Source organism: Sphaerisporangium sp. NPDC004334 (assembly GCF_053602655.1).
Window position 1 is genome coordinate 106,370 of record NZ_JBSGDZ010000009.1, and the last position, 25,945, is coordinate 132,314.

Genomic DNA, 25,945 nt, shown 5'->3' on the forward strand with positions numbered 1-25,945 from the left:
CTCTCCCCGGTCCCCGCGATCGTTCTGACCGGCTCTGGGGAGATTGTTCGCGGGGCAAGGATGACCGGACGCGGACCGCGGCGCGGACCGCATCACCTTTCCGTTTCCGCGTTTGTCCCCTGTCCTGGGGGCACCTTTAGTGACGTGGGCGGAAAGGAGAAATCATGGAGGTGACCATCGCATTGCGCTTGCCGCGCGATGCGGCGAGCGTGTCGGTGACCCGGCAGATCCTCGGGGCCGAGCTGGAGGTGCTCGGCGTCGAGCAACAGATCAGGGACGACATCCTGCTGATGCTCACCGAGGCCTGCTCCAACGTCATCAAGCACGCCACGGAGGGCGACGAGTACACCGTCAGCGCGCAGCTCGTGTCGGACAAGTTCGTGATCACCGTGCTGGACACCGGGGGTGGCTTCGACCCGGACAAGATCGGGGAGCGTCCGCCGATGGCCGAGGGCGGACGGGGGCTGCAGATCATGCGCGCGCTGGCCGACGACGTGCGCTTCATCAACCGTCCCCGGCAGGGCGCGATCGTGTGCCTGGAGAAAGCGCTCAAGTACACCCACGACTCACCCGGCGAGCTGTTGCGCGCCGCCCGCTGACCCCGGCGTCCCGCCGGCAGGTGGTCGCCGCCGGCGGGGCCGCGGGATTCGCGGAAGGCGCGCCGAGGGGAAGCAGAGGGGTAAGAGCGCAGGTCAGGGCGGGCGAGGGGCGAAATCGGGGACGGGGCGGCGGTAAACCGTTGGCGGAGAGCCGGGGAAGGTTGCTTATCCTTGCCGGTGGCGGTCGTTCGACGAGACGGCCGGGAAAGCGACCATGGGAACGTCTTCGTTGAAATCGCCCCTGACCGATCTGCGCGAGCGGCTGCCCGCGCTCATGCTGCGCGATGAGCTCCGGCTGCGCCGCCGCATCGACGGCGCGCGCCGCGTGCGCGACGGCAAGGCCCTGCGCTCCATCGCCGACCAGGTGGCCACCGAGATCGACGCGGCCGAGGCCCGGGTCGCGGCACGCCGGGCGCTGGTGCCCGCCCTCACCTATCCCGAGAACCTGCCGGTCAGCGGGCGCAAGGACGACATCCTGGAGGCGCTCCGCGACCACCAGGTGGTGATCGTCGCGGGGGAGACCGGCTCCGGCAAGACCACCCAGATCCCCAAGATCTGCCTGGAGCTCGGGCGGGGTGTCAGGGGGCAGATCGGTCACACCCAGCCGCGCCGCATCGCGGCGCGCACCGTGGCCGAGCGCATCGCCGAGGAACTCGACGTCCCGCTCGGCGACGCCGTCGGCTACAAGGTGCGCTTCACCGACCACTCCGGCGACGACACGCTGGTCAAGCTGATGACCGACGGCATCCTGCTCGCCGAGTTGCAGCGCGACCGGCTCCTGTCCCGGTACGACACGCTGATCATCGACGAGGCGCACGAGCGCAGCCTCAACATCGACTTCATCCTCGGCTACCTCAAGCAGCTTCTGCCCAAGCGGCCCGACCTCAAGGTCGTCATCACCTCGGCGACCATCGACCCCGAGCGCTTCTCCCGCCATTTCGGCGACGCGCCGATCGTCGAGGTCTCCGGCCGCACCTATCCCGTCGAGGTGCGCTACCGCCCGATCCGCGAGGACCAGGAGGACCAGGCGCAGGCCATCGTCGAGGCGGTGGACGAGCTGTGCCGGGAGGGGCCGGGCGACATCCTGGTCTTCCTCAGCGGCGAGCGCGAGATCAGGGACACCGCCGAGGCGCTCAAGGGCCGGCCCGAGGAGGTCCTCCCGCTGTACGCGCGGCTGTCGGCCGGCGAGCAGCACCGGGTCTTCCAGGCCCACCGGGGCCGGCGCGTCGTCCTGGCGACCAACGTGGCCGAGACCTCGCTCACCGTGCCGGGCATCAAGTACGTGGTCGACCCGGGCTTCGCCCGCGTCTCGCGCTACAGTCACCGGCTGAAGGTCCAGCGGCTGCCGATCGAGGCGATCTCGCAGGCGTCGGCCAACCAGCGCAAGGGCCGTTGCGGCCGCACCTCCGACGGCGTGTGCATCCGGCTCTACGACGAGGAGGACTTCCTCGGCCGGCCGGAGTTCACCGACCCCGAGATCCTGCGCACCAACCTCGCCTCGGTCATCCTGCAGATGACCTCGCTCGGCCTCGGCGACATCGCGGCGTTCCCGTTCGTCGAGCCGCCCGACCAGCGGCAGGTGAAGGACGGCGTCAACCTGCTGCAGGAGCTGGGCGCCTTCGACGAGCACCGCAAGCTCACGGCGATCGGCGGCAAGCTCGCCCAGCTTCCCATCGACCCGAGGCTCGCGCGCATGGTGCTGGCGGCGGACGGCAACGGCTGCGCCACCGAGGTCATGGTCATCGCCGCGGCGCTGTCCATCCAGGACCCGCGCGAGCGCCCGGCCGACAAGCAGGCCCAGGCCGACCAGAAGCACGCCAGGTTCGCCGACAAGGAGTCGGACTTCCTGAGCTACCTCACCCTCTGGGACCACCTGCGCGAGCAGCAGCGCGAGCTGTCATCGAGCCAGTTCCGGCGCATGTGCAAGGCCGACTACCTCAACTACCTGCGCGTGCGCGAGTGGCAGGACATCTACAGCCAGCTCAAGCAGGTCGCCAAGGGGCTCGGCGTCACGCTGAACACCACGCGTCCCGACCCCTACCAGATCCACGTCTCGCTGCTGGCCGGCATGCTGTCCCACATCGGCGTGCTGGACGTCGAGAAGTCCGACAAGAACGAGGCGGGGCCGCGGCGGCGCCCGGTGCGCGAGTACATCGGCGCCCGCAACGCCCGCTTCGCGATCTTCCCGGGGTCGGCGCTGTTCCGCAAGCAGCCCCGGTGGGTGATGGCGGGCGAGCTGGTGGAGACCTCCCGGCTGTGGGCGCGGGTGGTCGCCAAGATCGAGCCCGAGTGGGTCGAGCCGCTGGCGCAGCACCTGGTCAAGCGCACCTACAGCGAGCCGCACTGGGAGAAGAACCAGGGCGCGGTCATGGCCTACGAGAAGGTCACGCTGTACGGCGTGCCGATCGTGGTCGACCGGAAGATCAACTATGGCCGGGTGGACTCCGAGCTGTCGCGCGAGTTGTTCATCCGCCACGCCCTGGTCGAGGGCGACTGGGAGACCCACCACCGCTTCCTGAAGGAGAACCGCCGGCTGCTGTCGGAGGTCGAGGAGCTGGAGAACCGCGCCCGCCGCCGCGACATCATGGTGGACGACGAGACGCTGTTCGACTTCTACGACAGGCGGGTGCCCGAGACCGTCGTGTCGGCCGCCCACTTCGACAGCTGGTGGAAGCGGAAGAAGCAGGACGAGCCCGACCTGCTGACCTTCTCAGCAGAGATGCTGATCAACCAGGGCGCGGACGCCGCCGACCTCCAGCAGGCCTACCCCGACGCCTGGCGGCAGGGCGGCCAGCGCATGCGGCTCACCTACCAGTTCGAGCCCGGCGCCGACGCCGACGGCGTCACCGTCCACGTCCCGCTCCAGGTGCTGAACCAGGTCGAGGACGACGGGTTCGACTGGCAGATCCCGGGCCTGCGCGAGGAGCTCGTCACCGAGCTGATCCGCTCGCTGCCCAAGGTCGTCCGGCGCAACTTCGTCCCCGCCCCCAACTACGCCAAGGCCGTGCTCGAGCGGGTGACGCCGGGCGGCGAGCCGCTGGCGGAGGCCGTGGCCCGCGAGCTGTTCGCCCTCACCGGGGTGCGGGTGCAGCCGGACGCCTTCGACCCGAGCCGGCTGCCCGACCACCTGCGGGTCACCTACCGGGTCGTGGACGAGCGCAAGCGCACGGTCGCCGAGGACAAGGACCTCCCGGCGCTGAAGCGGCGGCTGGCGCCCAAGCTGCGCGCCACGCTGTCGCGCGCGGGCGAGAGCCTCGAACGCACCGGCCTGCGCTCCTGGACCTTCGGCGAGCTGCCCAAGCTGTTCGAGCAAGGGCGCATCAAGGCCTACCCGGCGCTGGTCGACGAGGGGAGCAGCGTCGCGGTCCGCGTCTTCGAGACCGAGGAGGAGCAGCGCGCGGCGATGTGGGCGGGCATGCGGCGGCTGGTCCTGCTGAACGTCACCTCGCCGGCCAAGGCCATCCTGCGCGGGCTCACCACCCAGCAGAAGCTCGCGCTGAGCCACAGCCCGCACCGCGACGCCGCCGAGCTGTTCGAAGACTGCGTCACCTGCGCGGCCGACAAGCTCATCGCCGAGGCCGACGGCCCGGCGTGGGACGCGGCCGCCTTCACGCGCGTGCACGACCACGTGCGGGCCGAACTTCACGACACGACGGCCGAGGTGGTGGCCAGGGTCGAGCGCATCCTGGCCGTCTGGCAGAAGGCCCGCGCCACGCTCTCGGGCATGAAGGACCCGCAGGACATCCTGGAGGAGATCGAGGAGCACCTGTCGTCGCTGGTCTTCCCCGGCTTCGTCACCGCCACCGGCTACACGCGCCTGCCCGACCTGCAGCGGTACCTGCGGGCGGTCGAGCGGCGGCTGGAGAAGCTCCCCGACGACCCCTACCGCGACCGCGAGCGCATGCTGAGGCTCGACGAGATCCGCATGGCCTACGAGGAGACCGTCGACCGCCTGCCCCCGGCGCGGCGCTCGGAGCGGGCGGTGACCGACATCCGCTGGATGCTGGAGGAGCTGAGGGTCAGCTACTTCGCCCAGACCCTCGGCACTCCTTACCCCGTCTCCGACAAGCGCATCCAGAAGGCCATGGCTCAGCTCACCGCCTGACCGCGAACCGGGCGACGGGACGCCGAAACCTTTCGAGAATTTCATCGATGTTTCATGAGGTCATGTCCTCCTTAAGCGGTTAAGACGCCTGAAATGTTTCTTCATCTCATTGACATGTTTCGAGGCGGTCCGCAGAATGGCGCGCAGGCCGGCCGCCGTACGCACATGCCATGTCGACGATCAGCGTTCCAGTGGAGGAACAGACATGATCGACAGTGCCGCCCCCCTCGGCGGAACTCGCGGGCGCCTGTCCGGTGTCCGCAAACTGCTCATCGCCGTCGCCGCCTGCGTCCTCGCCGCGGGCTTCGCCGTGGGCCTGTCGTCCTCGGCCAGCGCCGCCGACTGCAGCGCCGGCTACGTCGGCCTCACCTACGACGACGGACCCAACCCCAACAACACTAACAACCTGCTGAACACCCTGAAGTCCAACGGCCTGCGCGCCACGTTCTTCAACATCGGGCAGAACGCCCAGAACAACCAGGGGCTGGTCCGGGCCCAGCGGGACGCCGGAATGTGGATCGGCAACCACAGCTACACCCACCCGCACCTGACCCAGATGAGCAGCTCGCAGATCCAGTCGGAGCTGCAGCGGACCCAGCAGGCCATCCAGCAGGCCACCGGCACCGCGCCCCGGCTGTTCCGCCCGCCCTACGGAGAGACCAACGGCACCCTGAAGTCGGTGGAGCAGCAGCTCGGCCTCACCGAGATCATCTGGGACGTCGACTCGCAGGACTGGAACGGCGCCAGCACCGCCCAGATCGTCCAGGCCGCCGGCCGGTTGCAGAACGGCCAGATCATCCTCATGCACGACCAGTACGCCACGACGGTCCAGGCGATCTCGCAGATCGCCGCGAACCTGCGCAGCCGCAACCTGTGCGCCGGCATGATCTCCCCCTCCACCGGCCGGGCCGTCGCGCCCGACGGAGGCGGCACCCCCTCCAGCCCTCCGCCCTCCAGTCCTCCGCCCAGCGGCGGCGGCAGCTGCACCGCCACCCTCTCGGCAGGCCAGTCGTGGAGCGACCGCTACAACCTTAACGTCGCGGTCTCCGGCTCCAGCAACTGGACCGTCACGCTGAACATCCCCTCGCCCGCCAAGGTCATCGCCACCTGGAACACCAGCGCGAGCTTCCCCAGCGCCCAGGTGATGACCGCGAGGCCCAACGGCAGCGGCAACAACTTCGGCCTCACCATCCAGCACAACGGCAACTGGAACTGGCCCTCGGTCTCCTGTCAGGCCGGGTGAACTTCGCCCGGCGGCCCTGAGCGGGGCCGCCGGGCGAGAGCAGACGTGGCGTGGCGCCGCGGCGGTCGCCACGCCACTGCCGTTTCCCCGGCAAGTAAGGTCGGACACACGCATACGGGAGGAGTGTCGTGATTCGCGCGCTGGTGTTCGACGTCGGGGAGACGCTGATCGACGAGACCCGCATCTGGACGCGCTGGGCCGACCGGCTGGGGGTCTCGCGCTTCACCATGCTCGGCGTGCTCGGCGGGATGGCCGCGCTCGACCGGTCCTACAGTGAGGCGTTCGAGATCGTCCGCCCCGGTCTGGACGTCGAGGCCGAGGTGGAGGCCTGGCGCCAGGACGACCCCGACGGCCTGCGGGAGAACTTCGACGCCGGCGACCTGTACCCCGACGCGCGGCCCGGCCTCGCCCTGCTCCGCGCGGCCGGATACGAGCTGATCATCGCGGGCAACCAGCCGCCGCAGGCCTACGACGCGCTCGTCGCGATGGACCTGCCGGTCGACGCCGTCCACACCTCGGCGGGATGGGGCGTCAGCAAGCCCCACCCGGACTTCTTCGCCAAGGTGGTCGCGGTCGCCGGCCGCGAGCCCGGCGAGATCCTGTACGTGGGGGACCGGCTGGACAACGACGTGCTCCCGGCCCGCGAGGCCGGTCTGCGCACCGCCCTGTTCCGCCGCGGCCCGTGGGGCCACCTGCACGCCGACCGCCCCGAGGCGGCCGCCGCCGACCTGGTGATCGACGACCTGCCCCACCTCGCCGCCCTCCTCGCCGAGGGCCGCCTCGACGGCGCCCGCTCCTGATCACCCGCCGGGCCGCCCGCGGCTCCGGCCGATGATCACCGACGATCGCCCGGCCCTTTCCCGGTCACGTGAGATGGCCGGGCCCGGTCCTGGTCACGTGAGATGGCCGGGCCCGGTCCCGGTCACATGAGATGGCCGGGCTCGGGCGCCGGCGCGTGGCGGGCGTCCGGCGCGTGGCGGGTCTCCGGCTCGTGGTCGGGGTCCGGGGGCAGGTCGTCGGCCGTGGTGATGATCAGCTCGTGCGGCACCAGGACGACGGCGGTGGTGCCGCCGTACGGGGAGCGGCGCAACGTGATCTTGACCTTGTGCCGCTCGGCGAGCTGGCTGACCACGAACAGGCCGAGCCGGTCGCTGTCGGCCAGGTCGAACTCGGGCGGGTTGGCCAGGCGCCGGTTGAGCTCGGCGCGGTCCTCCTCGCCCATGCCGAGGCCGCGGTCCTCCACCTCGACGACGAAGCCCCGGCCGACCAGCTCCCCGCGGATGTTGACCCGGGTGCTGGGCGGGGAGAAGACCGTGGCGTTCTCGATCAGCTCCGCGAGCAGGTGGATGACGTCGGCGACGGCCGTGCCGATCAGCGAGGCGTCCGACATGGGCAGCACGGTGACCCGCGTGTAGTCCTCGACCTCCGCGACCGCGCCCCGCACGACGTCGTGCATCGGCACGGGCTTGCGCCAGGCCCGCCCCGCGGGGGCGCCGGACAGGATGATCAAGCCCTCCGCCTGGCGGCGCATGCGGGTGGTCAGGTGGTCCAGCCGGAACAGGTCGGCGAGCGCGTCGGGCGCGCTGGTCTTGCGCTGCATCCCGTCGAGCTGGGTGAGCTGGCGGTGCAGCAGCGACTGGTTGCGCCGGGCCAGGTTGCGGAAGACCAGGCTGACCCCCTTGCGCAGCTCCGCCTGGCCGACGGCGGCCTCCACGGCGGTGCGGCGCACGGTGGTGAACGCCTGGGCGACGTCCTGCACCTCCATGGTGGTGCCGGTGGCGAGGATCGGCGGCGCCTCGCTCTCGACGTCGACCGGCTGGCTCTCGCGCAGCTTGGCCACGACCCGGGGGAGCCGCACGTCCGCCAGGTCGATGGCGGCGCTGCGCAGGTCGGCCAGCTCCTGGGCCAGGCCGCGCCCGAACCGGGCCGACAGCACGACGGCCAGCAGGATGGCGACCAGGCCGAGGCCGGCGGCGACGACGATCTGCGCGATGATGCCCGAGGCCGTGGCGTCGGTGCGGGTGTTCAGCAGCGTCGCGCGGTCGGTGGCGAGCTGGTCGAGCCGTGACCCCAGCGTGCCGGCGAGCGGCTGCCAGGCGGCCGCCTGCGCGGGGGGCCCGCCCCGCGAGATCACCTGGTTCTCCATGGTGGTCAGCCGCTTGTAGTCGGCCGAGGCCACCAGGTCGTCGTAGGGGCGGCGCAGCTCGGCGTCCAGGGCCTCGGCCCCCCGGGCGAGCAGCAGGCGGCGCCCGGACACCATGTCGGCGAAGACGCGCCGCTCCTCGTCGCCGAGCGAGTTCTGCTGGATGGCCCCCGACAGCAGGGCGTCCTCCTGGGACAGCAGCTCGCGGGACCTGGCGATGGTCTGCAGCCCGTTGGACTTGCGGTACAGCGTCAGGTCGGGCACGGTGATCAGCTGGTCGTACATCTGGTACAGCGCATCCTGGATCTTGGTGTACTCCTGGATGGCCGACAGGCGGCTCAGCGTGCGGCCGTCGACGTCCTGGCGCACCGAGCTGAGCCTCAGCAACTGCCTCTCCAGCTCCGCGAGGCTCTGCACCACCTCCGGCCCGGTCGCCGACTGCCCCTCCAGCGAGGTGGACCGCTGGTGGAACAGCCGCGCGGCCAGGTCGGTCTGCTCGCGCGCGGCCGACAGGCGCCCGCCGTCCGGGGCGCTGCCGCTGAGGAAGATCGCCGAAAGCTGGCGCTCCTGCTGCACGTGGTCGGCCAGCACTCCGGCGGGGGTGGCCACCTGGTCGAACAGCGTGACCGCCCTGCGCAGGTCGAAGAAGACGCCCACGAGGTGCGCGGTCATCACGACCCAGAGCAGGATGAGCGCGACGATCGGCAGGCTGAGCAGCGAGTACAACTTGAAGCGAATGGTGCGATTCTGGGAAGCCATGTCTCCGCGCCTTGCGTGGAGGCCTACGGGAGGCCTTCGGGGGAATGCCGCGCGCACTTTCGTGGAGATCGCGGCGAGGTCAGTGCCCATGGCGCCGCTCCTGGGCCGAGCCGGCCAGGTGCACCCGTCCGGACGGGTCGCCGCCGGTCACCGTCGCGACGCAACTTCCCGGCCCGTCCTGGATCAGGGCGAGGTAGGGGTCGCGTTCGCCGGGATCGAGCGGGAAGACGGCGAAGTCGCAGCGCGAGCCCGCCGCGAGGACACCGATGCGTCCTGGGCCCTCGTCCAGGCCGAGCGCGCGGGCGCCGCCGGCGGTGGCGGCCTCCACCAGGCGGCGCGGCAGGTCCTGGCCGCGGTATCCCTGCCGCCGGGCGAGCTGGTGCAGCAGCCGCACGTCCTCCAGCAGGTCCAGCGACGGGCTGGAGGCCAGCGAGTCGGTGCCCACGGCGATCGGGGAGCCCTCTTCCAGCAGGGCCGCGATCGGCGGTCCGTCCAGGCCGAGGGTGCGGTTGGAGCGGGGACACAGCGCGACGCTCACCCCGCGCTCGCGCAACAGCGCCCGCTCGGCGGCGTCCAGGTGGACGCCGTGCGCGACGTGGCAGCGCCGGCCGAGCAGGCCGAGGGCGTCCAGGAAGTCGACCGGCCCCTGCCCGGTGCCGCCCGCGCGCAGGATCTCGAAGTCGAAGCCGAGGTCGCGCACCAGGCGGGCGATCGGCCCGGTGCCCGAGACCGTGTACTCGCGTTCGTGGGCCGACTCCAGCAGGTGGATGTGCTGGCGCAGGCCGTACCTGCGGGCCAGGACGCCGAGGTCGGCGAGCACGCCGGTGTCCAGGGTGTAGGGGGCGTGCGGGGCCAGCCCGACGAGCCCCGCGCGCGGGGCGTCCCCGGCGCCGCGCAGTTCGCGCACCGTGGAGGTCAGGTGTTCGCGGCCGGTCCCGGCCCAGCTCTCGTCGGTGTCGCCGAGCACCTCCAGGTAGGAGACTCCGGCCAGCCCCGTCTGGTGCAGCACCGGCATCGCCTCGATGTCGGTGACCACGTCGGCGGCGGCCGTGGTGCCGTGGCGCAGCGCGAGCCGGGCCCCCTCGCGGGCGCTGGCCGCCCAGTCGGCGCCGCCGGAGGAGAAGTAGACCGCGTCGAAGGTGGTGGACCACTCCTCGAAGGAGCCGTACACGCGCGCGCCGACCTTCGCCATGCGGGTGAACTGCAGGTGGGTGTGCGCGTTGACGAGCCCGGCCACGACCATGCCCGGCCAGCGCAGCTCCTGCGCGCCCGGATGGGCGGTCAGCATCTCGCGCCGCTGGCCGGTCGCCAGCACCCGGCCGTCCCGCACGGCCACGGCGCCGTCGCGGATCGGCGGGCGGGCGATGGGGAGCAGGAGCGGCGCGGAGTGGATCACGGCGCCCATACGGTGCCCGTCAGGCCGAGGATCTTGGCGGTGACCATGACCGCGGTCATGGCGGCGAAGCCGGCCAGGACCAGCAGGTCGACGCGGTCGAAGGCCAGCTCGCGCATCCAGGTGCGGTGCCGGCCGCCGAAGCCGCGCAGGTCCATGGCGTTCACCGTGTCCTCCGCGTCGATCAGCGCGTTCACCGTCAGGGGGATGACCACCGGCCGCAGCGCCAGCAGCCGCCGCACCGGGTTGCGGCTGCGGCTGTGCTCGTACCCCCGGATGCGCTGGGCGTCGATGGTCTCGTGCAGGCTCGCCCAGGTGGAGGGCAGGAACCGGAAGGTCAGGTCCACCCCGTAGGCCAGCCGCTGCGACAGCCCGAGCCGCGCGAAGGCCACCCCGAAGTCCGAGGGCGCGATGTTGAACGCCACCGGGAAGCTCACCATGGCCAGCGAGATGTAGCGGACCAGGGTGGTGGCGGCGTACGACAGGGCGGCCCAGGTGATGGGGGTATGGGTGAGCGGGACGGTGAACAGCACCTCGCCGGTGCCGCCGCCGCGGCTGATGGACGAGGTCAGGACGCTGTTCACCAGGACCAGGACCGTGGTGACGGTGAGCATGAACGCCCAGTTGGCCCGCACACCGCGCCACGGGATGCCCGCGGCGCGGTAGTACAGCAGGGCGGCCGCCGTGCACGCCAGCACGGCGCGCAGGTCGTCGACTCCCGCCACGGCCACGATGTAGAACACGGGAACCAGCAGGAGCACCCGCGGATCGCGGCGGCTCAGGAAAGAACCCGCGCCCAGGTAACGCGGCGTGACGTCCACCCGGTTACCGTCCGGTCCGCTTGGACAGCGGCTCCCAGATGGCGTCCAGCGCGGGGGTGAGGATGACGACGGCGATGGCGTCGGCGATCAGCGCGGGGACGTAGTTGATCGAGATGACGGTCGAGACGTCGATGTTCTGCACCCAGATGTCGGTGAACACGAACAGCAGGCCGATGGCGGTGGCCAGCACCGATCCGAGCGCGGTGACGACCAGGCGCAGCGCCTCGCCGGCGATCGGCGGCAGGTAGGCGAAGAACAGCCCGGCGAAGGCGCCGACCAGGCCGTTGGCGACGCTCCAGTTCCAGTACGTCAGCCCGTACCCGGAGATCAGGTCGATGATGGCGTTGCCCACCAAGCCGACGAAGAAGCCGGCGATCACGCCGAAGCGCTTGCCGAAGAACGGCACCAGCGCGAACGCGGGCCGCACCGTGACGGCCTGCGTGCCGGGGATCAGGAAGCTGAACAGGCCGAGCACGCCGTACAGCGCCGCGCCGACCGCGCCGAAGACGACCGTCCGGGAGGAGATCGATAAGACGGGCTCTCGCGGGGTGGTTGCGTCTGTGGTCATGAGGGGGTGGTTCCTTCCGTGGGGGAAGAGGGGGAAGGGGTGAGGAGGGAGACCCGGCGGGCCAGGTCGAAGGGATGGGCGATCGCCCCCGAGCCGGGCAGGTGGTCGCGCACCGCGGCCACCAGGCTGGTCGCCGCCAGGCCCGCCCGCGACCAGAGGGCGCCTTCGGCGGCCAGCTCGGCCGGGGAGGCGTCGGCGGCGACGCCGCCCTGGTCCACGACGATGATCCGGTCGGCGTAGGTGAGGGCGAGATCGACGTCGTGGGTGATGAAGTACAGGCTCTCCACGCTCGGGGCGGCGAGCGCGTGGCCCATGAACTCGGTCGTGGTGCGCAGGTCCTGCCCGGCGGTGGGCTCGTCCAGGATCAGCGTGCGCGGCCGCATGGCCAGAGCGAGGGCGACGGTGAGGCGGCGCTGCTGGCCGAACGACAGCGTGCGCGGCGGCCGGTCCATGATGTCCTTCTCGTCGTCCAGCAGAACGGCGCGCAGCGCGGCGCGCGCGTCGGCGTCGATCTCCTCGGGGTCACGGCCGAGGTTGCGCGGGCCGAACGCCAGCTCCTGGCCGACGGTGGCGCTGAACAGGGCCTGGCCGGGGTTCTGGAACACGTAGCCGAAGGTGGTGGCCAGGTTCTTCACCGAGCGCTCGGCGACGGGGGAGCCGTCCACCAGCACCTCGCCGCGCGAGGCCGTGATGAGCATGACGGCGGCGCGCAGCAAGGTCGACTTGCCGGCGCCGTTCGGGCCGAGGACGGCGACCCGCTCGCACGGGCCGAGCGCGAGGTCGACGCCCGACAGCACCGTGCGCTCGCCGTACCCGAGGCTCACCCCGCGGTATTCCAGCCGGGGGGTCGTCGTGGCGGCCGTACGCTCCGGCGGTTCGGGGACGGCGGGCAGCTCGGCGGCGCGCGACACCAGTGTGGCGAAGGGCAGCTTGACGTGGCCGACCGGGGCCACGCGCAGGAAGCCCTCCACCGGGCCCTGGTAGCGGGGGGCGCCTTCCTCCAGGTAGAGCACCTGGGTGGGGGAGAACTCCAGGATCTCCTCGACGCGGTGCTCGACGACGACGACCGCGCCGCCCCCGTCGGCGAACCTGCGCAGTTCGCGCATCAGGCGCAGGCCGGCCGCCGGGTCGAGGTTGGCCAGCGGCTCGTCCACGACGACCGCCTTCGGCCGCATCGCCAGCACGCCGGCGAAGGCGACCATCTGCAGCTCGCCGCCGCTGAGCCCGGCGGTGGCGCGGTCGAGCAGGTGGCCGATGCCGACGCGGCCGGCGACCTCGGCGATCCGCTCGCGGATCTCGCCGCGGGGGAGGCCCAGGTTCTCCGGCCCGAAGGCGATCTCGGCGGCCACGGTGGTGCCGACGATCTGCTTGCGCGGGTCCTGGAGCATCGTGCCGACGACGGTCGAGAGCTCGCGGATGGTGCGGCCAGGGACGGGCAGGCCGCCGACCAGGACCTCGCCGGTCACCTCGGCGCGGTAGGAGTGCGGGATGAGGCCGTTGACCAGGCGGAGCAGGGTGCTCTTGCCGCAGCCGGACGGGCCGCTGACCAGGGCCAGGTCGCCGGGGCTCACGGTCAGGCCGGCTCCGCGGAGCGCCGTCTGACCGGTCGAGAGGTAGCGGACGCTCGCGTCACGGACCTCGATGAGCGCGGTCATGACGGATCACCCTTCTCCCTCCCGTGTTCTGGTGCCGGGCGGTGCGCGCCGGACATCGGTCCAGTGGAGATTAAAGGGGAGTTCCATTGTCTTGCGCAATTGCTGGTGAAAGGCCGGGATTTGAGTGGCATGGCCGAATCATGGCGTTTCGGGCGGCTCGATTACGCGCACATGAACCGGCTGCCCGAACCGGTTACAGGACCGTTTCCGTGGCGGGCGTAAGCCACCTTTCATGGATTATTGCCGACGAAATGGACTTTCAGGGTTTATAGCGGACGCATGGCGCGTTACATCGCATTCCCGTCATGCGGCGGAAAGCAGGAGGAGATGGGTGCCGGCCCGCCGGGCCTCCTCGATGCTGCTGCGGAAGACCCGCTCCACCTCGTGGGCCTGCCCGCTCAGCCCCTCCATGGCGGGCAGCGCCGTCTCGTCCTCGGCGGTCTCCGCCAGCAGCCGCTCATAGTCCGGGGTGCGCTCCCGCAGCACCCCGAGCTGCCGGTAGGCCCGGTACACCGCGTCGGCCCGCCGTACCTCGCGGGCGTAGTCCTCCAAGGACTCCACGCGGGCGGCCAGCGAGCGGTGCGCCCGTTCGAGCACCTCGTCGTAGGGTGCGAACATCCCGGCGATGTCGGCCGGCACGTCCCTGGGGACGATGCGCTCGTGCTCGCGCCGGGTCCGGGTGAGGTCGGCCAGCCGCACGCCGAGCCGCCACAGCTCCGAGGGGAGGGTCACGGTGTTGGCGATCGTGTCCAGCAGGCCGTCACGGTTGACCCTGGACTCCAGCACCTCCGCGACCGCCCGCTGGGCCCTGGCCAGCAGTTCGCCGCATCGCTCGTCCAGGTCCTCGGGAAGGATGTACCGGCCGGCGTGCCGGTGCGCCACGCGCAGCCGGCGGCGGGCCTCGCGCAGTTTCGGGTCGCCCGCGAGGGCCTGGGCGCCGCCGAGGCCGGTGACGGCGGCGCCGAGCGCGATCATGCCCCACGGGCCGGTCAGCGCGAGGGCGAGCAGCAGCAGCACGGTGACGGCGCAGACCAGGGCGGGGTTCGGGGCGCAGGGCCGGGGCGCCGCCCCCGCGCGCACCGCGTGGAGCGCGTCCGGGCTGGTCCGCAGGGTGGCGGCGACCTCGGCGGGCAGCGCCGGGTCGAGCACGAGCCGGGGGAAGGGCGCGGATGTGTCCACCATGACCTCCTTCGGGGCAGGCGGTTGAGCCGGCAAGCCCCCGGCTCCGGGGGGTGCGGACCCCGGAAGGGCCCGCTCCTTTACATCACGCGCGGGCCGGCGTCACGATGGCAGCCGCCACGTAACGGACATGTTCTTTTGACACTCTGCCCCCGTCGCCTTCTTCGCGCGGACATATAGCGCATATAGGGTTGGATGTGATGAATGAACTAACGAGGTGGATAGCCCTTGACGGCGCCGTGAACGTGCGAGACCTCGGAGGTCTCCCCACGATCGACGGCCGGACGACGCGGTTCGGGCGGGTGATGCGCTCGGACAACCTGCAGGGACTGACGGACGCCGACGTGCAGCGGCTCGTCGGCGAGCTGAAGCTGCGCGACGTGATCGACCTGCGCTCCTCCGCCGAGGTCGAGCTGGAAGGCCCCGGCCCGCTGACCCGGGTGCCCGAGGTGAGCATCCATCACCTCACCCTGTTCCCCGAGGGCGGCCGCCACACCGACGTCGAGGCCGACACCCCTGCCCAGGACGCCGACCCCGTGGAGGGCACGGCCGCGGGCGCCGGAAACGGGCCGGACGGCCGCGCGCGTCCCCGCATCGAAGGCGACCGCGTGCTGCCCTGGCAGACCAGGAACGAGGAACGCGCCGAGATCAGGGTGCTCGGGTTCTACTACGCCTACCTGCTCGACCGGCCCGACTCGGTGCTCGCCGCCCTGCGCGTGCTGGCGTACGGCGACGGCTCGGCCCTCGTCCACTGCGCGGCCGGCAAGGACCGCACCGGCGTGGTCTGCGCGCTCGCGCTGTCGGTGGCCGGGGTCGCCCGCGACGCCATCGTGGCCGACTACGCGGCGACCGGCGAGCGCATGGAGGCCATCCTCGCCCGCCTGCGCGCCAGCGACACCTACCGCGACGACCTGGACTCCCGCCCGGCCGACAGCCACCTGCCCCGCCCTGAGTACATGGACCATTTCCTGCAGATGCTGGAGACCAGGGACGACGGCCCGCTCGGCTGGCTCGCCCGCAACGGCTGGACCCCCGATGACTCCACCGCCCTGCGCTCCCGCCTGCTCGACTGACCCCGCACCACCGACAGCGCCGCGCCCCCTCCGCCCCTGGTCCCGCGACCGATCACCTTCCGCCCGGTACTCGCAAACAGGCGCATTACCGAGCCTGGCGGCCGAATTAGTGTGTGGCTTCGCCGAGCCGATCGCGCATTTCCAGTCGTAGCGGCCCGAACTGTCGATACGGAGCCTGAAGTCAGATCACATACGTGACAACGACCGAGGTGATCGGTGCCGTCTTAGAAGCGGTGGGCGTCGGTGTCGTCCAGGTGATCGGGCCGCAATCGCCCATGTCGGTCCGGTCGAACATCAGGTATTCCCTCGATTTCAGGATGATCCGCGAATTGTGGCAGTAGGCCGATCGCTCTGGTCGAGAGGAGCAGTGTCGGCCGCTTACCGTGCGCGCGGTCAGCGACAGGGTGAGGGACTTCCTGTTGGCGGATGAACGCCGGTTGCGAAACGCGTGCCATGCCAGCTAGGTCGCGTTCCCGGGCGAATCTGGGGTTGCGACGATACGCAGGGCCGCGAAGATGAGCAGGCCGATCACGGCCGCACCCAAGGTGATAGACCATCGGGCCTTGAGCCACGGCGTCCGGCGGTGTGCGGGCCCAGTCGGTCGGCGACCAGCGACTGGTAGTTGGGGCACGCGGTGATGTCCTCGTACTCGCAGGTCAGGCCGCCTTCGATGAGGTTGAGGGCAGCCTGCATCTTCGCTATTCGCCGGATCAGTTCATCGCGTTGGCGGCGCTGGGTTTCTCGGCGCTTCTCGATGTCGGTGGTCGTCAGCATGTCGCGGATGTCGGTAAGGGTCAGCCCCGCCTCCTTGCCGACCAGGATGGCCGCGACCCGATGAAGGTCGGAGGGGCCGTATCGGCGGCGACCTCCGGTCGCGCGCGCGGGCGAGAGCAGGCCCATGGAGTCCCAGTGGCGCAGGACGTGCGTGGCCAGGCCGAAGTGCCCGGCCACTTCGCCGATGCTCATGGTCGCGCTTGACTTCATGTCGGCATTAAGTCGCATCATGGCGCGCATGTCCAACGAAGCGATCGCGGCCCTCATCCCTCAACTCGACGCCGTCGAGCGAAGTCCCGGCGCCGCCGCGCTACGCGCCCGCTCGTACGAACTGCTGCGTGCCGCCGCGGGCGCGCTCGTGGTCGACGTCGGCTCCGGTGCCGGGCGGGCCGTCGCCGAACTGGCGGATCGGGGCGCACGGGCGGTGGGGGTCGACGTTGACGAGCAGATGATCGCGTTGGCCCGGCAGCGCTGGCCGTACGTCGAGTTCCGCGTCGGCGACGCGAATGCCCTGCCGTTCGAGGACGGGGAGATCGAGGGCTACCGGGCCGACAAGGTCATCCACACGCTGGCCGACCCGGGGCGGGCGCTTGCCGAGGCGCGACGCGTTCTCGCTCCGGGCGGGCGCGTCGTACTGTGCGGGCAGGACTGGGACACGCTGGTGATCGACTCCACCGATCCGGAGCTCACCCGCACCATCGTGCGGAAACGCGCCGACCAGGTGGCGTCGCCGCGGGCCGCTCGTCAGCACCGCAACTTGCTGCTGGACGCCGGCTTCCGCGACGTGTCGGTGGAGGTGCACACGGAGGTGTTCATGGACGGCTCGTTCCTGCCGGTGCTCACCCGGCTCGCCGAGGTCTGCTGCGAGCGCGGCGCGATCACACCTGCCCAGGCGGACGGGTGGATCGCCGACCAGCGGGAACGCGCCCGCGCCGACCGGCTGTTCGCGGCCGTACCGATCTTCATAGCGGCGGCGACCACCCCCTGAGTGGCTCCGGCCCAGCGCGCGGATTGCTGGGGATACGCGTGTGGCCGCGATCAGCGGCATGGCCGCCGGATCACCCGTGTGGACGACTCGACCAGCGCCCGATCGGCGCCGTCGCGGCCGGAGCGGGCGAGTAGTCGTACTCCGTGAAAGGCGATGCCGACCGGTAGCAGCGCGGTGTGGTTGACGGCCACGACGTACTGGTCGCCGGCCCCTATGGGCACCAGCGACTCGTAGATCGTCATCACCTTCCGGACGTGGCAGGTCGTGGGCCGGGTCGAGCCCACGAGATTCTCGATGTCGACCAGGTGCATGGCCCGACCGTGCCGCAGCGAAGCCTGCTGCTCCAGCCGACGTGCCCGCCGCCCGGCCCGCGACGCGCGGGTACGGAACTCGTCCAGATGCGTGACGGGGGTGATAACGATACGCGTCCTTCCATCGGTTCAGTGTTCACTTAAGTCCATTAGAACACATGTGAATTCGATGCACGAAAAAGTTCGACGACGTCTAGTCGCGAGGCGGAGGTCTCGGGCTGACCCGTGGCCGGCGTCCGGCGGACACGGACGAGCAAGGCACTCCCGGCGCCGATTCACGACCGCCAGGGCGCAGGTGCGACTACGTTTTGGCAGGGAGCGGATACGCGCCAACGGCGCTCCCTGTTGCCGACCTTGCTCCGACGGGGCGGTCCGCCGTTCTCACTCAGGGATACCGTGACTCACTCAGGGATACCGTGACCGGCTCGCGGTGATCAGGGCAGATGCTCACGTGATCAGTTCTCCTTCGGGGGGTGGTCGTCGGCCAGATCGACGAACGGGAGCGGGCAGCCGGGGCAGGTGCAATCGGTCAGGCTGTCGCAGCCGGCCGCCACCACGGCGGTCAGCGCGGTGTGGATGGTGGTCAGGTCGGCGATCCTCGTCTCCACCTCGGCGATCCGCCGCTCGTAGTAGCGCAACGTCTGCGGGTTGACCCCGGCGAGTTCGGCCACCTGCCCGCTGCGCAGATACGGCCTGCCACCGCTCTGCCTGTCGCGACGGTCGCGATGTGGAGGTACTGCTTCACGCACCGCCTCCCACCGGTCGGCCCGTCCCGAAGTCAGCGGAGGGCGGGGCGGGCGAGGTGATCGCGGCCTCGGCGCGGGCCTGCAGCGCGTCCAACACCGGGGCGTGCTCGGCCGGGACCGCCACCGCCAGCGTCAGGCCGCCCGCGGCGACGGTCACCGTGAAAGTGAAGAACGAGCAGCAGCCGTTCTCCCGCGCCGCCAGCTCAGCCGCCCGCCCCGCGTGCTCGGGAGCGAAGCGGAGCTCCAGCCCCAGCCGGGTGGAACTCTCGCGCCGCACGGCCTGCAGGGTCTCGGCGAAGAGGGCGTCGAACTCGGCCACGCGCAGCGGCTGCTCAGCGGTCGGCAACGTACACGCCGACGGCACCCACACCTGGTCAAGGGGGATCCGGTTCCTCATACCTCGGATGGTAAACCTGTACCCCGGTACCGGATGCAGGGCCTTTCGCGCAGGCGAGGCCTTTTCTGCCCTCGCTTTTCGAACGCGGGCGCTATCGCAGTTGGCCGCGGCGGCGGGTGAGGTAGGCGGTTTCGCCGGTGTTGCCCGCCAGGTCGATGGCGCGGTCGTAGGCCTTGCGTGACTGGTGGCTTCGGCCGAGCCGGCGTAGCAGGTCGGCGCGGGTGGCGTGGTAGGCGTGATAGCCGGCCAGCGCCTCGGCGAGGCGGTCGACGATGGCCAGCGCCACCTCCGGCCCGTCGAGCTCGGCCACGGCGATGGCCCGGTTGAGTGCGATGATCGGCGAGGGGTCGAGGTGGGCGAGCTGGTCGTAGAGGGCCAGGACCTGTGACCAGTCGGTGTCGCGGATGTCACGGGCGGAGGTGTGCACCGCGTTGATCGCGGCGAGGATCTGGTAGCGACCCGGAGCCACCCCGGCCGCAGCGGCGACCAGGCGCTCGCGCACCAGCCGGTGACCTTCGGCGATCAGTTCCGCATCCCAGGCGCCGCGATCCTGCTCGGCCAACGGGACCAGTTCGCCGTCGGCCGAGACCCGGGCGGGGCGGCGGGCCTCGGTGAGCAGCATCAGCGCCAGCAGGCCGGCCACTTCCCCGTCCTGCGGCAAGAGCACGCGGACCAGCCGGGTGAGCCGGATCGCCTCGGCGGCCAGGTCGTGTCGCAGGGGATCGGTGTCGGGGCCGCTGGCCAGGTAGCCCTCGTTGAAGACGAGGAACAGGACGGCCAGGACGCCGGAGACGTGCGCCGGCAGGTCGTCGGCGGACGGCATCCGATAGGGGATGCGAGTCGCCTTGATCTTGGCCTTCGCGCGGGTGATGCGCTGTTCCATGGTGGTCCGCTGCACCAGGAAGGCGCGGGCGATCTCGGGCACGGTCAGACCGCCGACCATGCGCAGCGTCAACGCCACCCGCGCTTCCCCCCCAGCGCCGGGTGACAGCAGGTGAAGATCAGCCGGAGCCGGTCGTCGTCGATGGCGCCAAGCGGCTCAGGCGGGGCGCCATCGTGCAGCATCTGAGCCTCCTTGTGCTTGTCGTCCCCCACGAACGGCCCGTCGCTGAACACCGCCTCCTCGCCCCGGTTGTCGATGACCGTGGCCGCGTCGGTGTCCGCGAGTCCGCCCGAGAACACCCAGTAGCCCTCGGCGATCAGCCGTTCGTTGAACTCGCTGATGGCAGGCATCCGATCCGCACTGCCGGGATCGCCCTTGTCATCGATCACGGAAGCCAGGTACTTCATCTGAAGATCGTCTCCTGTGGAGTCAGGACGGCGTGGTTCGGTGGTGGGGACTTCAGGCCGTCGCATACCGCGGACGCCCGGCCGGCCGGTACACCTGGGTCATCACGCCCTTCGAGTCGACCCGCGACTCGACCAGGTCGAGCGCGCGATCCGGACCGGTCTCCGGGAACAGCCTCTGGCCCTGGCCGAGGATCACCGGGACCACGATCAGCGTCATCTCGTCGACCAGGTCGTTCGCCAGCAGCCACCGGGTCAGGATGCCACTGCCGTGCACCTGCAGCTCGCCCCCGGGCTTGGCCTTCAAGTCCCTGATGGCCGCCGCGAGGTCACCGAGGAGAACGGTCGTGCCCGCCCAGCGCGGCTCGGTGAGCGTGGTCGAGGCGACGTACTTAGGGGCCTTGTTCAGGGCCACGCCGATGGGATGCGCGAGCATCTCGTCGTTCGATCCCCACGAGGTGGAAAAAAACTCGTAGGTGCGCCGGCCGAACAGGAACGCCTCGGCGCGCTCGTAGGTCTGCGTGATGAACGCCCTGGTCTCGTCGTCACCCGCCCCCAGGGCCCATCCGCCGCGCTCGAACCCGTTCCTGCGGTCCTCATCCGAGGCGCCGCCGTTTCCCTGCGTCACTCCATCGATGGTGACCTGGGTCATGGTCGTCAGCTTCATGATCACACTTCCTTCGCCTGGGCGCCGCCCCTTGTGGGCGGCCTCACCCCTGCTACGAACGCCCCCGACCCGATCCGACACCTCCTCCCGGATTTCTTCGAAGATTTTCCCCGGGACGCCGGTCGCCATCGTCGCGCTCTTCGGGCGTAACGCCGAGGAGTGGTCGATCCCTGGTCGTTTGGCCGGAAGCGCTTGGCGTGGCGGTGGGGCGGGTGTAAACGTCGTCACATCGAGTGGTTGGGCGATTATCAAGGGGGTTTGCAGTGGGGCACCAGTAAGGCAGAACGGCCGTAGGGCGCTGGTCAGGTTGACTACGGATCGGTGGCTTTTCGCCCTGCCGCGACCTTCCTAGTGGACCAGGATAAGACGTCGGCTGCAGCCAATCGGACAGTGGAAGAGCCCTCTGGGTTCGTCCTGGCCGATAGTTGGGCGACCATCAGCGGCTCGCCAACACGCAGCTGGTACGAATCGCGGAGATGCCGGATGAGCGCCCCGAAATAGTGCGCCATCGACCTGTATCGATCGGTGCTCTTACGTGGTGCGGGCACGTCCTTTTCGCCTCCGGGGGGTCACCGGAATCACCGGCCGATCACCGAAGGGGATCAGCTCTGGCTCCGGCCGCCGACGAACCATCAACCTGATCGTAACTGTAAATGATGGATCGATTACAGAACAATAGTTCCGAAGGTCGGCCCCGATCCGATCATGAGTGCGATCGATGTGCCACCGCAGGCCCCCCGCAAGCGAACCGCACCGGCACCAGGAGGCGACCCCGATGACGGCCCTGGACCTCCGCGGCCCCCGTCGCCTGCCCCGTACTCGCCGCGCGCACGCCGGGCGACACCGCTACGGCAGGCCGGCCACGGTGCCCGACCGCCGTGAGTGGGACAGTGCCCAGAAGGCTCGCGCCCCGGCCCTCCGCACGTCGGTCTCGGGGTACACGTCGGTGACCGGGCCGAGGAACCGCAGCGCCTGGTCGACCAGGTGGCTGCCCAGGTCGTACTGCAGGCCGCCCAGCTCGTCCGGACCGCCCCCGACTGAGGCGCCACCCCGCGCCTGCGGCCGGGCCGTGGTCTCGACGTCCCGGCCGCCGGGTGCGCGGTCCCCGCGGGATCGACACATCCGCGCGCGGGCTGCCAGACTCGCCTGCCGAACCTGACTTCGAGTCACGACCGAGTGAGGAGCGTCTCATGCCGCAGGTGAACCTGGCGCTGGGCACCATGTACTTCGGCACCCGCCTCGACGAGCGGGGCTCGTTCGAGCTGCTGGACCGCTTCGTGGCGGTCGGCGGCACGTTGGTCGACACGGCGGACTGCTACTCGTTCTGGGCGCACTCCAGTGGCTTCGGCGGGCAGAGCGAGCGGATCATCGGCCGCTGGCTGGCGGCCCGCCCGGGCGCGCGCGACCGGGTGTCCATCAGCACGAAGGTCGGAGCCGAGCCCTCCGACGGCGGCGACTGGCCCGCCAACCGGGAAGGACTGTCCGCCCCGGCGATCAAGACGGCGGTCGAGGGCAGCCTGCGGCGCCTGGGCGTCGAGCGGGTCGACATGCTGTGGGCCCACATGGAGGACCGCTCGGTCGCCCTGGAGGAGACCGCGCGGGGGTTCGCCGAGCTGGTGGAGTCCGGGACGGCCGGTCGGCTCGGGGCCTCCAACCACGCCGTCTGGCGCGTGGAGCGCGCACGGCGCGTCGCCGAGGACCACGGCTGGGCGGGGTACACGGCGCTGCAACTGCGCCACTCCTATCTGCGACCTCGGCCCGACTCGCCGGTGCCCGACCAGAACCACCGCTTCGGCTGGGTCACCGAGGAGGTCCTGGACTACGTGGACACCCACCCGGACATGGAGCTCTGGGGCTACACCACGTTGCTGAACGGCTACTACGCACGTGAGGACCGCCCGCTGCCGCAGGCTTACGACCACCCCGGCAATGCGCTCCGCATGGCGGCGCTGTCGCAGGTGGCCGAGGAACTCGGCGTGACCCGCAACCAGGTGGTCCTGGCATGGCTCACCGGCGGCACGCCGGCCGTCACGCCGGTGGTGGGCGTGAGCGGCGTCGGCCAGTTGGAGGAGGCGCTGGCCGGGGTGGCGCTCGTGCTGCCCGAGGAGCACCGCCGCCGGCTGGACCAGGCCGGCTGACCGCCTCCGCGTCAACGGACGGCCACTCCCGCGGGGCGGGGGTGGCCGTTCGCGTATGCCCGTGCGGGCGGCCAGGGGAGTGACCGCTCGGTCATGTCCGTCCAGACCCGCGGGGATGACCGTCCGGGCATGTCCGTCCGGGGCGCGCGGGGGATGACCGTTCGGGTATGCCCGTCCGGGGCGGGCGGGGGTGGCCGGGCAGACAGGTCCGGCGGGTCACCATGAAGATCGAATGGGGAGGTCCATCGGGCGAGCGATCGCCTCTCCCGCTTCCGCGCGGCCGCGGGCGATGCTGTCCGTGTCCGGAGAGAGCAACGAGATCGGCGCCGGTGCGGCACGGTGCGCCGATCGCCGGACGCGCCGAACGCGCCGACCCATGGGTATGGGACGCCCACGCGTTCGCGACAGGTCCAAACCCCTGACAGGCCGCTGCGGCCCGGAGCCGGAGCGGGCGCGCGAGCATGCCCGGGCTCGTCACGCCCGCTCCCGGCCGCCTCCGGCGGTGCGGGTTGTGCCTCCCGCGTCGTCGCCGGCCGTGCGGAGACCACAGAGAGGAAGACATGTCCGAACTCCTTTCCGTCGAACAAGCCGAACAACTGGACATGAGCCAGGTGCACGAGATGTACCGGCGGCACGTCAACCGCAGCCAGGTATCGCTGATGACCTCCTTCGGCTTCGGCCGGGAGTTGGTCGACCACGCCGAGGGCGCCTACCTGTACCTTCGGGACGGCCGCCGAGTGCTGGACGTCACCGGCGGGGTCGGCGTGCTGAACCACGGTCACAACCACCCCCGCATCCTCGCCGCGCGCACCCGCTTCCAGGAGCGGCGGCGCATGGAGGTGCACAAGACCTATTTCTCCCCCTACCTGGCGGCTCTGGGGAGCAACCTGGCCGCGGTGCTGCCGGGCGACCTGAACCTGTCGTTCTTTCCCAACTCCGGCGCCGAGGCGGTGGAGGGCGCGGTCAAGCTGGCCTACAAGTACCACCGGGGCCGGCGCGGCACGATCCTGCGCTCGGACATCAGCTTCCACGGCAAGCTGCTGGGCTCGGGCGGCCTCACTGGCAGCACCCAGAACCGTTTCAGCTTCCCGACGATCCCCGGCGTCGCGACCTTCCGCTACGACGACCTCGACTCGGTGCGCGCGGCGGTGCGCGAGCACAGGGGGGACGTGTACGCGCTGCTCATCGAGCCCTTCAGCGCCTCGACGATGCGGTGGTGCTCCGAGGAGTTCCTGCGCGGGCTGCGGGAGATCTGCACGGAGAACGACATCGTCCTGATCTTCGACGAGATCTATACCGGGTGGGGCAAGACCGGCAGCCTCTTCTACTTCATGCGATATCAGGACCTCATCCCGGACGTGGTGACGACCTCCAAGTCGTTCGGCGGCGGCAAGTCGTCGATCTCGGCCTTCGTCGCCCGCGAGCCGCTGTTCCGCAAGGCGTACGACAACATGGCGGACGCGCTGATCCAGAGCACCAGTACCACGTACTACGGGTTCGGGGAGGAGGCCGCCACCGCGATCGAGGCGGTCAACATCGCCGTGGAGGACGACTACCCCGCGCGCGCCCGCGCGCTGGACCGCGTGCTGCGCCCCGGCCTGGAACGCCTGCACAAGACCTACCCCGACGAGATCGCGGGCGTCGCCGGATGCGGCGCGCTGTGGGGAGTGTTCCTGACCGGCGGCCCGAGGATCCTGGACCTGGCCGGGCGGCTGCCTCCGCTGAAGGACCCGATGCTGCGCACCAAGCTGATCGCGTGCTCGGTGATCGACGCGCTCTACCGGGACCACGACATCTACGCCTACTACACCCTCAACGGCGACAGCCCCATGGTGATCGGTCCGCCCCTGGTGGCCGAGCCGGCCGAGATGGAGCGCGTCCTCACGGCGCTGGACGCCACCCTCGCGCAGGGCATGCCGCACCTGCTGTCCCGGTTCCTGCGCCAGAAGGTGAGCTCGCTGTGGTGAACACCGGTCTCCACGGCGGCGTCGCCGCCGGCACCCGCCCCGCCCCGGCGTCCCGGGAGACGAACGTGCGCGGCCCGGTCGCCGTCACCGGCGCCGCCGGCATCCTGGGATCGAATCTGGTGTCCCGGCTGCTGCGAGACGGCGGCGAGGTCACCGGCGTCGACCTGCGCGACCTGCGTGAACTCCGCGAGCTCCGCGAACTGGCCGGCGCGCCCGGCCTGACCTCGCACGCCGCCGACGTCCGCGACGTCCCCGCCATGGTGCGGGCCTTCTCGGGGGCCCGGATGGTGGTGCACTGCGCGGCGGCGCTGCCCAGCTACCCCGCCGAGCAGATCAAGTCGATCATCGTGGACGGCACCCGCTCGGTGCTGACCGCCGCCCGGCGGGCCGGCGTGGAGCGGGTGGTGCACATCTCCTCCACCGCCGTGTACGGGCTGCCGAAGATCGTGCCGACCACCGAGGACCACCCCCGCGAGCCGGTGGACACCTACAGCGCCGCCAAGGCCGAGGCGGAGGAGGTGGTGGACAAGCACCGGGCGGACGGGATGTGCGTGGGCGTGCTGCGCCCCAAGACCTTCCTCGGCCCCGGCCGCATGGGCCTGTTCTCGATGCTGTTCGAGTGGGCCGAGCAGGGACGCAACTTCCCCGTTCTCGGCAAGGGTGACGTCCGCATCCAGATGCTCGGGCTGGACGACCTGGTCGACGCGGTAACAACGGTCCTGGCGGCGCCCGCCGAGGTGGCCGGCGACACCTACAACCTCGGAGCGGCCCGCTTCGCGACGATCCGCGAGGACTTCCAGGCGGTGCTCGACGCGGCCGGCCACGGCAGGCGCGTGGTGTCGGTCCCGGCGCGCACGGCGGTTCGGGTGCTGGCCGCCCTGGAGAGCCGCGGCTGGTCCCCGGTGTACGGCAGGCTGCTCCACAAGCTGCTGGCCGACTCCTACGTGAGCATCGACAAGGCGCGCGAGCGCCTCGGCTTCACGCCGAGGCTGTCCAACCAGGACGCGATCTTGTCCACCTACCGCTGGTGGCGCGAGCACCGCCATGACGCCGCGGCCGGGGGCTCCGGCCGCACCAGCCGCGAGCCATGGCGCCAGGGTGTGCTGTCGCTCGCCAAGGTCTTCTTCTGACC

At 71.0% G+C, this 25,945-nt stretch carries 23 protein-coding genes; 9 read left to right on the forward strand and 14 right to left on the reverse strand.

What is annotated here, in order from left to right; genetic code table 11:
• Positions 1–164 precede the first annotated feature (164 nt).
• The 4 genes from ACWEN6_RS13215 to ACWEN6_RS13230 all read left to right on the forward strand — a co-directional run bounded on the left by ACWEN6_RS13215 (position 165) and on the right by ACWEN6_RS13230 (position 6,747).
• Entirely contained in the window at positions 165–599 is a 435-nt protein-coding gene (locus ACWEN6_RS13215) for an ATP-binding protein (protein WP_452570384.1), read from the forward strand.
• Positions 600–813: 214 nt separating this feature from the next.
• A complete protein-coding gene (hrpA, locus tag ACWEN6_RS13220) occupies positions 814–4,704 on the forward strand; it encodes an ATP-dependent RNA helicase HrpA (protein WP_452570385.1) in 3,891 nt (1,296 codons plus the stop codon).
• A gap of 205 nt (positions 4,705–4,909) precedes the next feature.
• Positions 4,910–5,947: a polysaccharide deacetylase family protein gene (locus ACWEN6_RS13225; RefSeq protein ID WP_452570386.1), complete on the forward strand. Its 1,038-nt coding sequence runs from the start codon at positions 4,910–4,912 to the stop codon at positions 5,945–5,947.
• A 128-nt stretch (positions 5,948–6,075) separates the two neighbouring features.
• Entirely contained in the window at positions 6,076–6,747 is a 672-nt protein-coding gene (locus ACWEN6_RS13230; protein WP_452570387.1) for an HAD family hydrolase, read from the forward strand.
• Positions 6,748–6,869: 122 nt separating this feature from the next.
• Here the strand turns inward: ACWEN6_RS13230 and ACWEN6_RS13235 are convergent, their stop codons facing one another.
• The 6 genes from ACWEN6_RS13235 to ACWEN6_RS13260 all read right to left on the reverse strand — a co-directional run bounded on the left by ACWEN6_RS13235 (position 6,870) and on the right by ACWEN6_RS13260 (position 14,468).
• Positions 6,870–8,849, reverse strand: a complete 1,980-nt coding sequence (locus tag ACWEN6_RS13235; RefSeq protein ID WP_452570388.1) for a sensor histidine kinase — start codon at positions 8,847–8,849, stop codon at positions 6,870–6,872.
• Between the two features lie 79 nt (positions 8,850–8,928).
• A complete protein-coding gene (locus tag ACWEN6_RS13240) occupies positions 8,929–10,254 on the reverse strand; it encodes an amidohydrolase family protein (protein WP_452570389.1) in 1,326 nt (441 codons plus the stop codon).
• Positions 10,242–11,063 (reverse strand): energy-coupling factor transporter transmembrane component T family protein, encoded by an 822-nt coding sequence (locus ACWEN6_RS13245; RefSeq protein WP_452570390.1) that lies wholly within the window; start codon positions 11,061–11,063, stop codon positions 10,242–10,244. Before ACWEN6_RS13245 ends, ACWEN6_RS13240 begins: the two co-directional genes overlap by 13 nt.
• Before the next feature lie 4 nt (positions 11,064–11,067).
• Entirely contained in the window at positions 11,068–11,631 is a 564-nt protein-coding gene (locus ACWEN6_RS13250; RefSeq protein ID WP_452570391.1) for an ECF transporter S component, read from the reverse strand.
• Complete coding sequence (locus ACWEN6_RS13255; protein ID WP_452570392.1) at positions 11,628–13,286, reverse strand: ABC transporter ATP-binding protein; 1,659 nt, start codon at positions 13,284–13,286, stop codon at positions 11,628–11,630. The genes ACWEN6_RS13250 and ACWEN6_RS13255 overlap by 4 nt, the downstream gene beginning before the upstream one ends.
• Positions 13,287–13,589: 303 nt before the next feature.
• Positions 13,590–14,468: a hypothetical protein gene (locus tag ACWEN6_RS13260; protein WP_452570393.1), complete on the reverse strand. Its 879-nt coding sequence runs from the start codon at positions 14,466–14,468 to the stop codon at positions 13,590–13,592.
• A gap of 197 nt (positions 14,469–14,665) precedes the next feature.
• Between ACWEN6_RS13260 and ACWEN6_RS13265 the strand changes: the two genes are divergently transcribed.
• Complete coding sequence (locus ACWEN6_RS13265) at positions 14,666–15,538, forward strand: tyrosine-protein phosphatase (RefSeq protein WP_452570394.1); 873 nt, start codon at positions 14,666–14,668, stop codon at positions 15,536–15,538.
• Positions 15,539–16,066: 528 nt separating this feature from the next.
• Here ACWEN6_RS13265 and ACWEN6_RS13270 read toward each other — a convergent pair.
• Positions 16,067–16,552, reverse strand: a complete 486-nt coding sequence (locus ACWEN6_RS13270) for a MerR family transcriptional regulator (RefSeq protein WP_452570395.1) — start codon at positions 16,550–16,552, stop codon at positions 16,067–16,069.
• Between ACWEN6_RS13270 and ACWEN6_RS13275 the strand changes: the two genes are divergently transcribed.
• On the forward strand, positions 16,551–17,300 hold the full coding sequence (locus ACWEN6_RS13275) for a methyltransferase domain-containing protein (RefSeq protein WP_452570396.1): 750 nt from the start codon (positions 16,551–16,553) through the stop codon (positions 17,298–17,300). The two genes, ACWEN6_RS13270 and ACWEN6_RS13275, sit on opposite strands and share 2 nt — an antisense overlap.
• Before the next feature lie 50 nt (positions 17,301–17,350).
• On the opposite strand, the gene ACWEN6_RS13280 is transcribed toward ACWEN6_RS13275, so the two are convergent.
• From ACWEN6_RS13280 to ACWEN6_RS13310, 7 genes are all read right to left on the reverse strand, one after another.
• Positions 17,351–17,611 (reverse strand): hypothetical protein, encoded by a 261-nt coding sequence (locus ACWEN6_RS13280; RefSeq protein ID WP_452570397.1) that lies wholly within the window; start codon positions 17,609–17,611, stop codon positions 17,351–17,353.
• 455 nt (positions 17,612–18,066) lie between these two features.
• Positions 18,067–18,360 (reverse strand): MerR family DNA-binding transcriptional regulator, encoded by a 294-nt coding sequence (locus ACWEN6_RS13285; RefSeq protein WP_452570398.1) that lies wholly within the window; start codon positions 18,358–18,360, stop codon positions 18,067–18,069.
• Entirely contained in the window at positions 18,353–18,754 is a 402-nt protein-coding gene (locus tag ACWEN6_RS13290; RefSeq protein WP_452570399.1) for a hypothetical protein, read from the reverse strand. The genes ACWEN6_RS13285 and ACWEN6_RS13290 overlap by 8 nt, the downstream gene beginning before the upstream one ends.
• A 91-nt stretch (positions 18,755–18,845) precedes the next feature.
• The gene (locus ACWEN6_RS13295; RefSeq protein ID WP_452570400.1) at positions 18,846–19,715 is read right to left on the reverse strand and encodes an RNA polymerase sigma factor; all 870 of its coding nucleotides are present in this window, start codon (positions 19,713–19,715) and stop codon (positions 18,846–18,848) included.
• On the reverse strand, positions 19,706–20,044 hold the full coding sequence (locus tag ACWEN6_RS13300) for a hypothetical protein (RefSeq protein ID WP_452570401.1): 339 nt from the start codon (positions 20,042–20,044) through the stop codon (positions 19,706–19,708). Before ACWEN6_RS13300 ends, ACWEN6_RS13295 begins: the two co-directional genes overlap by 10 nt.
• Before the next feature lie 52 nt (positions 20,045–20,096).
• Positions 20,097–20,708: a dihydrofolate reductase family protein gene (locus ACWEN6_RS13305; RefSeq protein WP_452570402.1), complete on the reverse strand. Its 612-nt coding sequence runs from the start codon at positions 20,706–20,708 to the stop codon at positions 20,097–20,099.
• Positions 20,709–21,554: 846 nt separating this feature from the next.
• Positions 21,555–21,830 carry a hypothetical protein gene (locus tag ACWEN6_RS13310; protein ID WP_452570403.1) on the reverse strand — a complete coding sequence of 92 codons (276 nt, stop codon included), beginning with the start codon at positions 21,828–21,830 and terminating at the stop codon, positions 21,555–21,557.
• Positions 21,831–21,898: 68 nt separating this feature from the next.
• On the opposite strand from ACWEN6_RS13310, the gene ACWEN6_RS13315 reads away from it, so the two are divergent.
• The 3 genes from ACWEN6_RS13315 (at position 21,899) to ACWEN6_RS13325 (ending at position 25,943) form a co-directional block, all read left to right on the forward strand.
• A complete protein-coding gene (locus tag ACWEN6_RS13315) occupies positions 21,899–22,846 on the forward strand; it encodes an aldo/keto reductase (RefSeq protein ID WP_452570404.1) in 948 nt (315 codons plus the stop codon).
• Positions 22,847–23,406: 560 nt separating this feature from the next.
• Positions 23,407–24,813, forward strand: a complete 1,407-nt coding sequence (locus ACWEN6_RS13320; protein WP_452570405.1) for an aspartate aminotransferase family protein — start codon at positions 23,407–23,409, stop codon at positions 24,811–24,813.
• On the forward strand, positions 24,807–25,943 hold the full coding sequence (locus ACWEN6_RS13325; RefSeq protein WP_452570406.1) for an NAD-dependent epimerase/dehydratase family protein: 1,137 nt from the start codon (positions 24,807–24,809) through the stop codon (positions 25,941–25,943). The genes ACWEN6_RS13320 and ACWEN6_RS13325 overlap by 7 nt, the downstream gene beginning before the upstream one ends.
• Positions 25,944–25,945 lie beyond the last annotated feature (2 nt).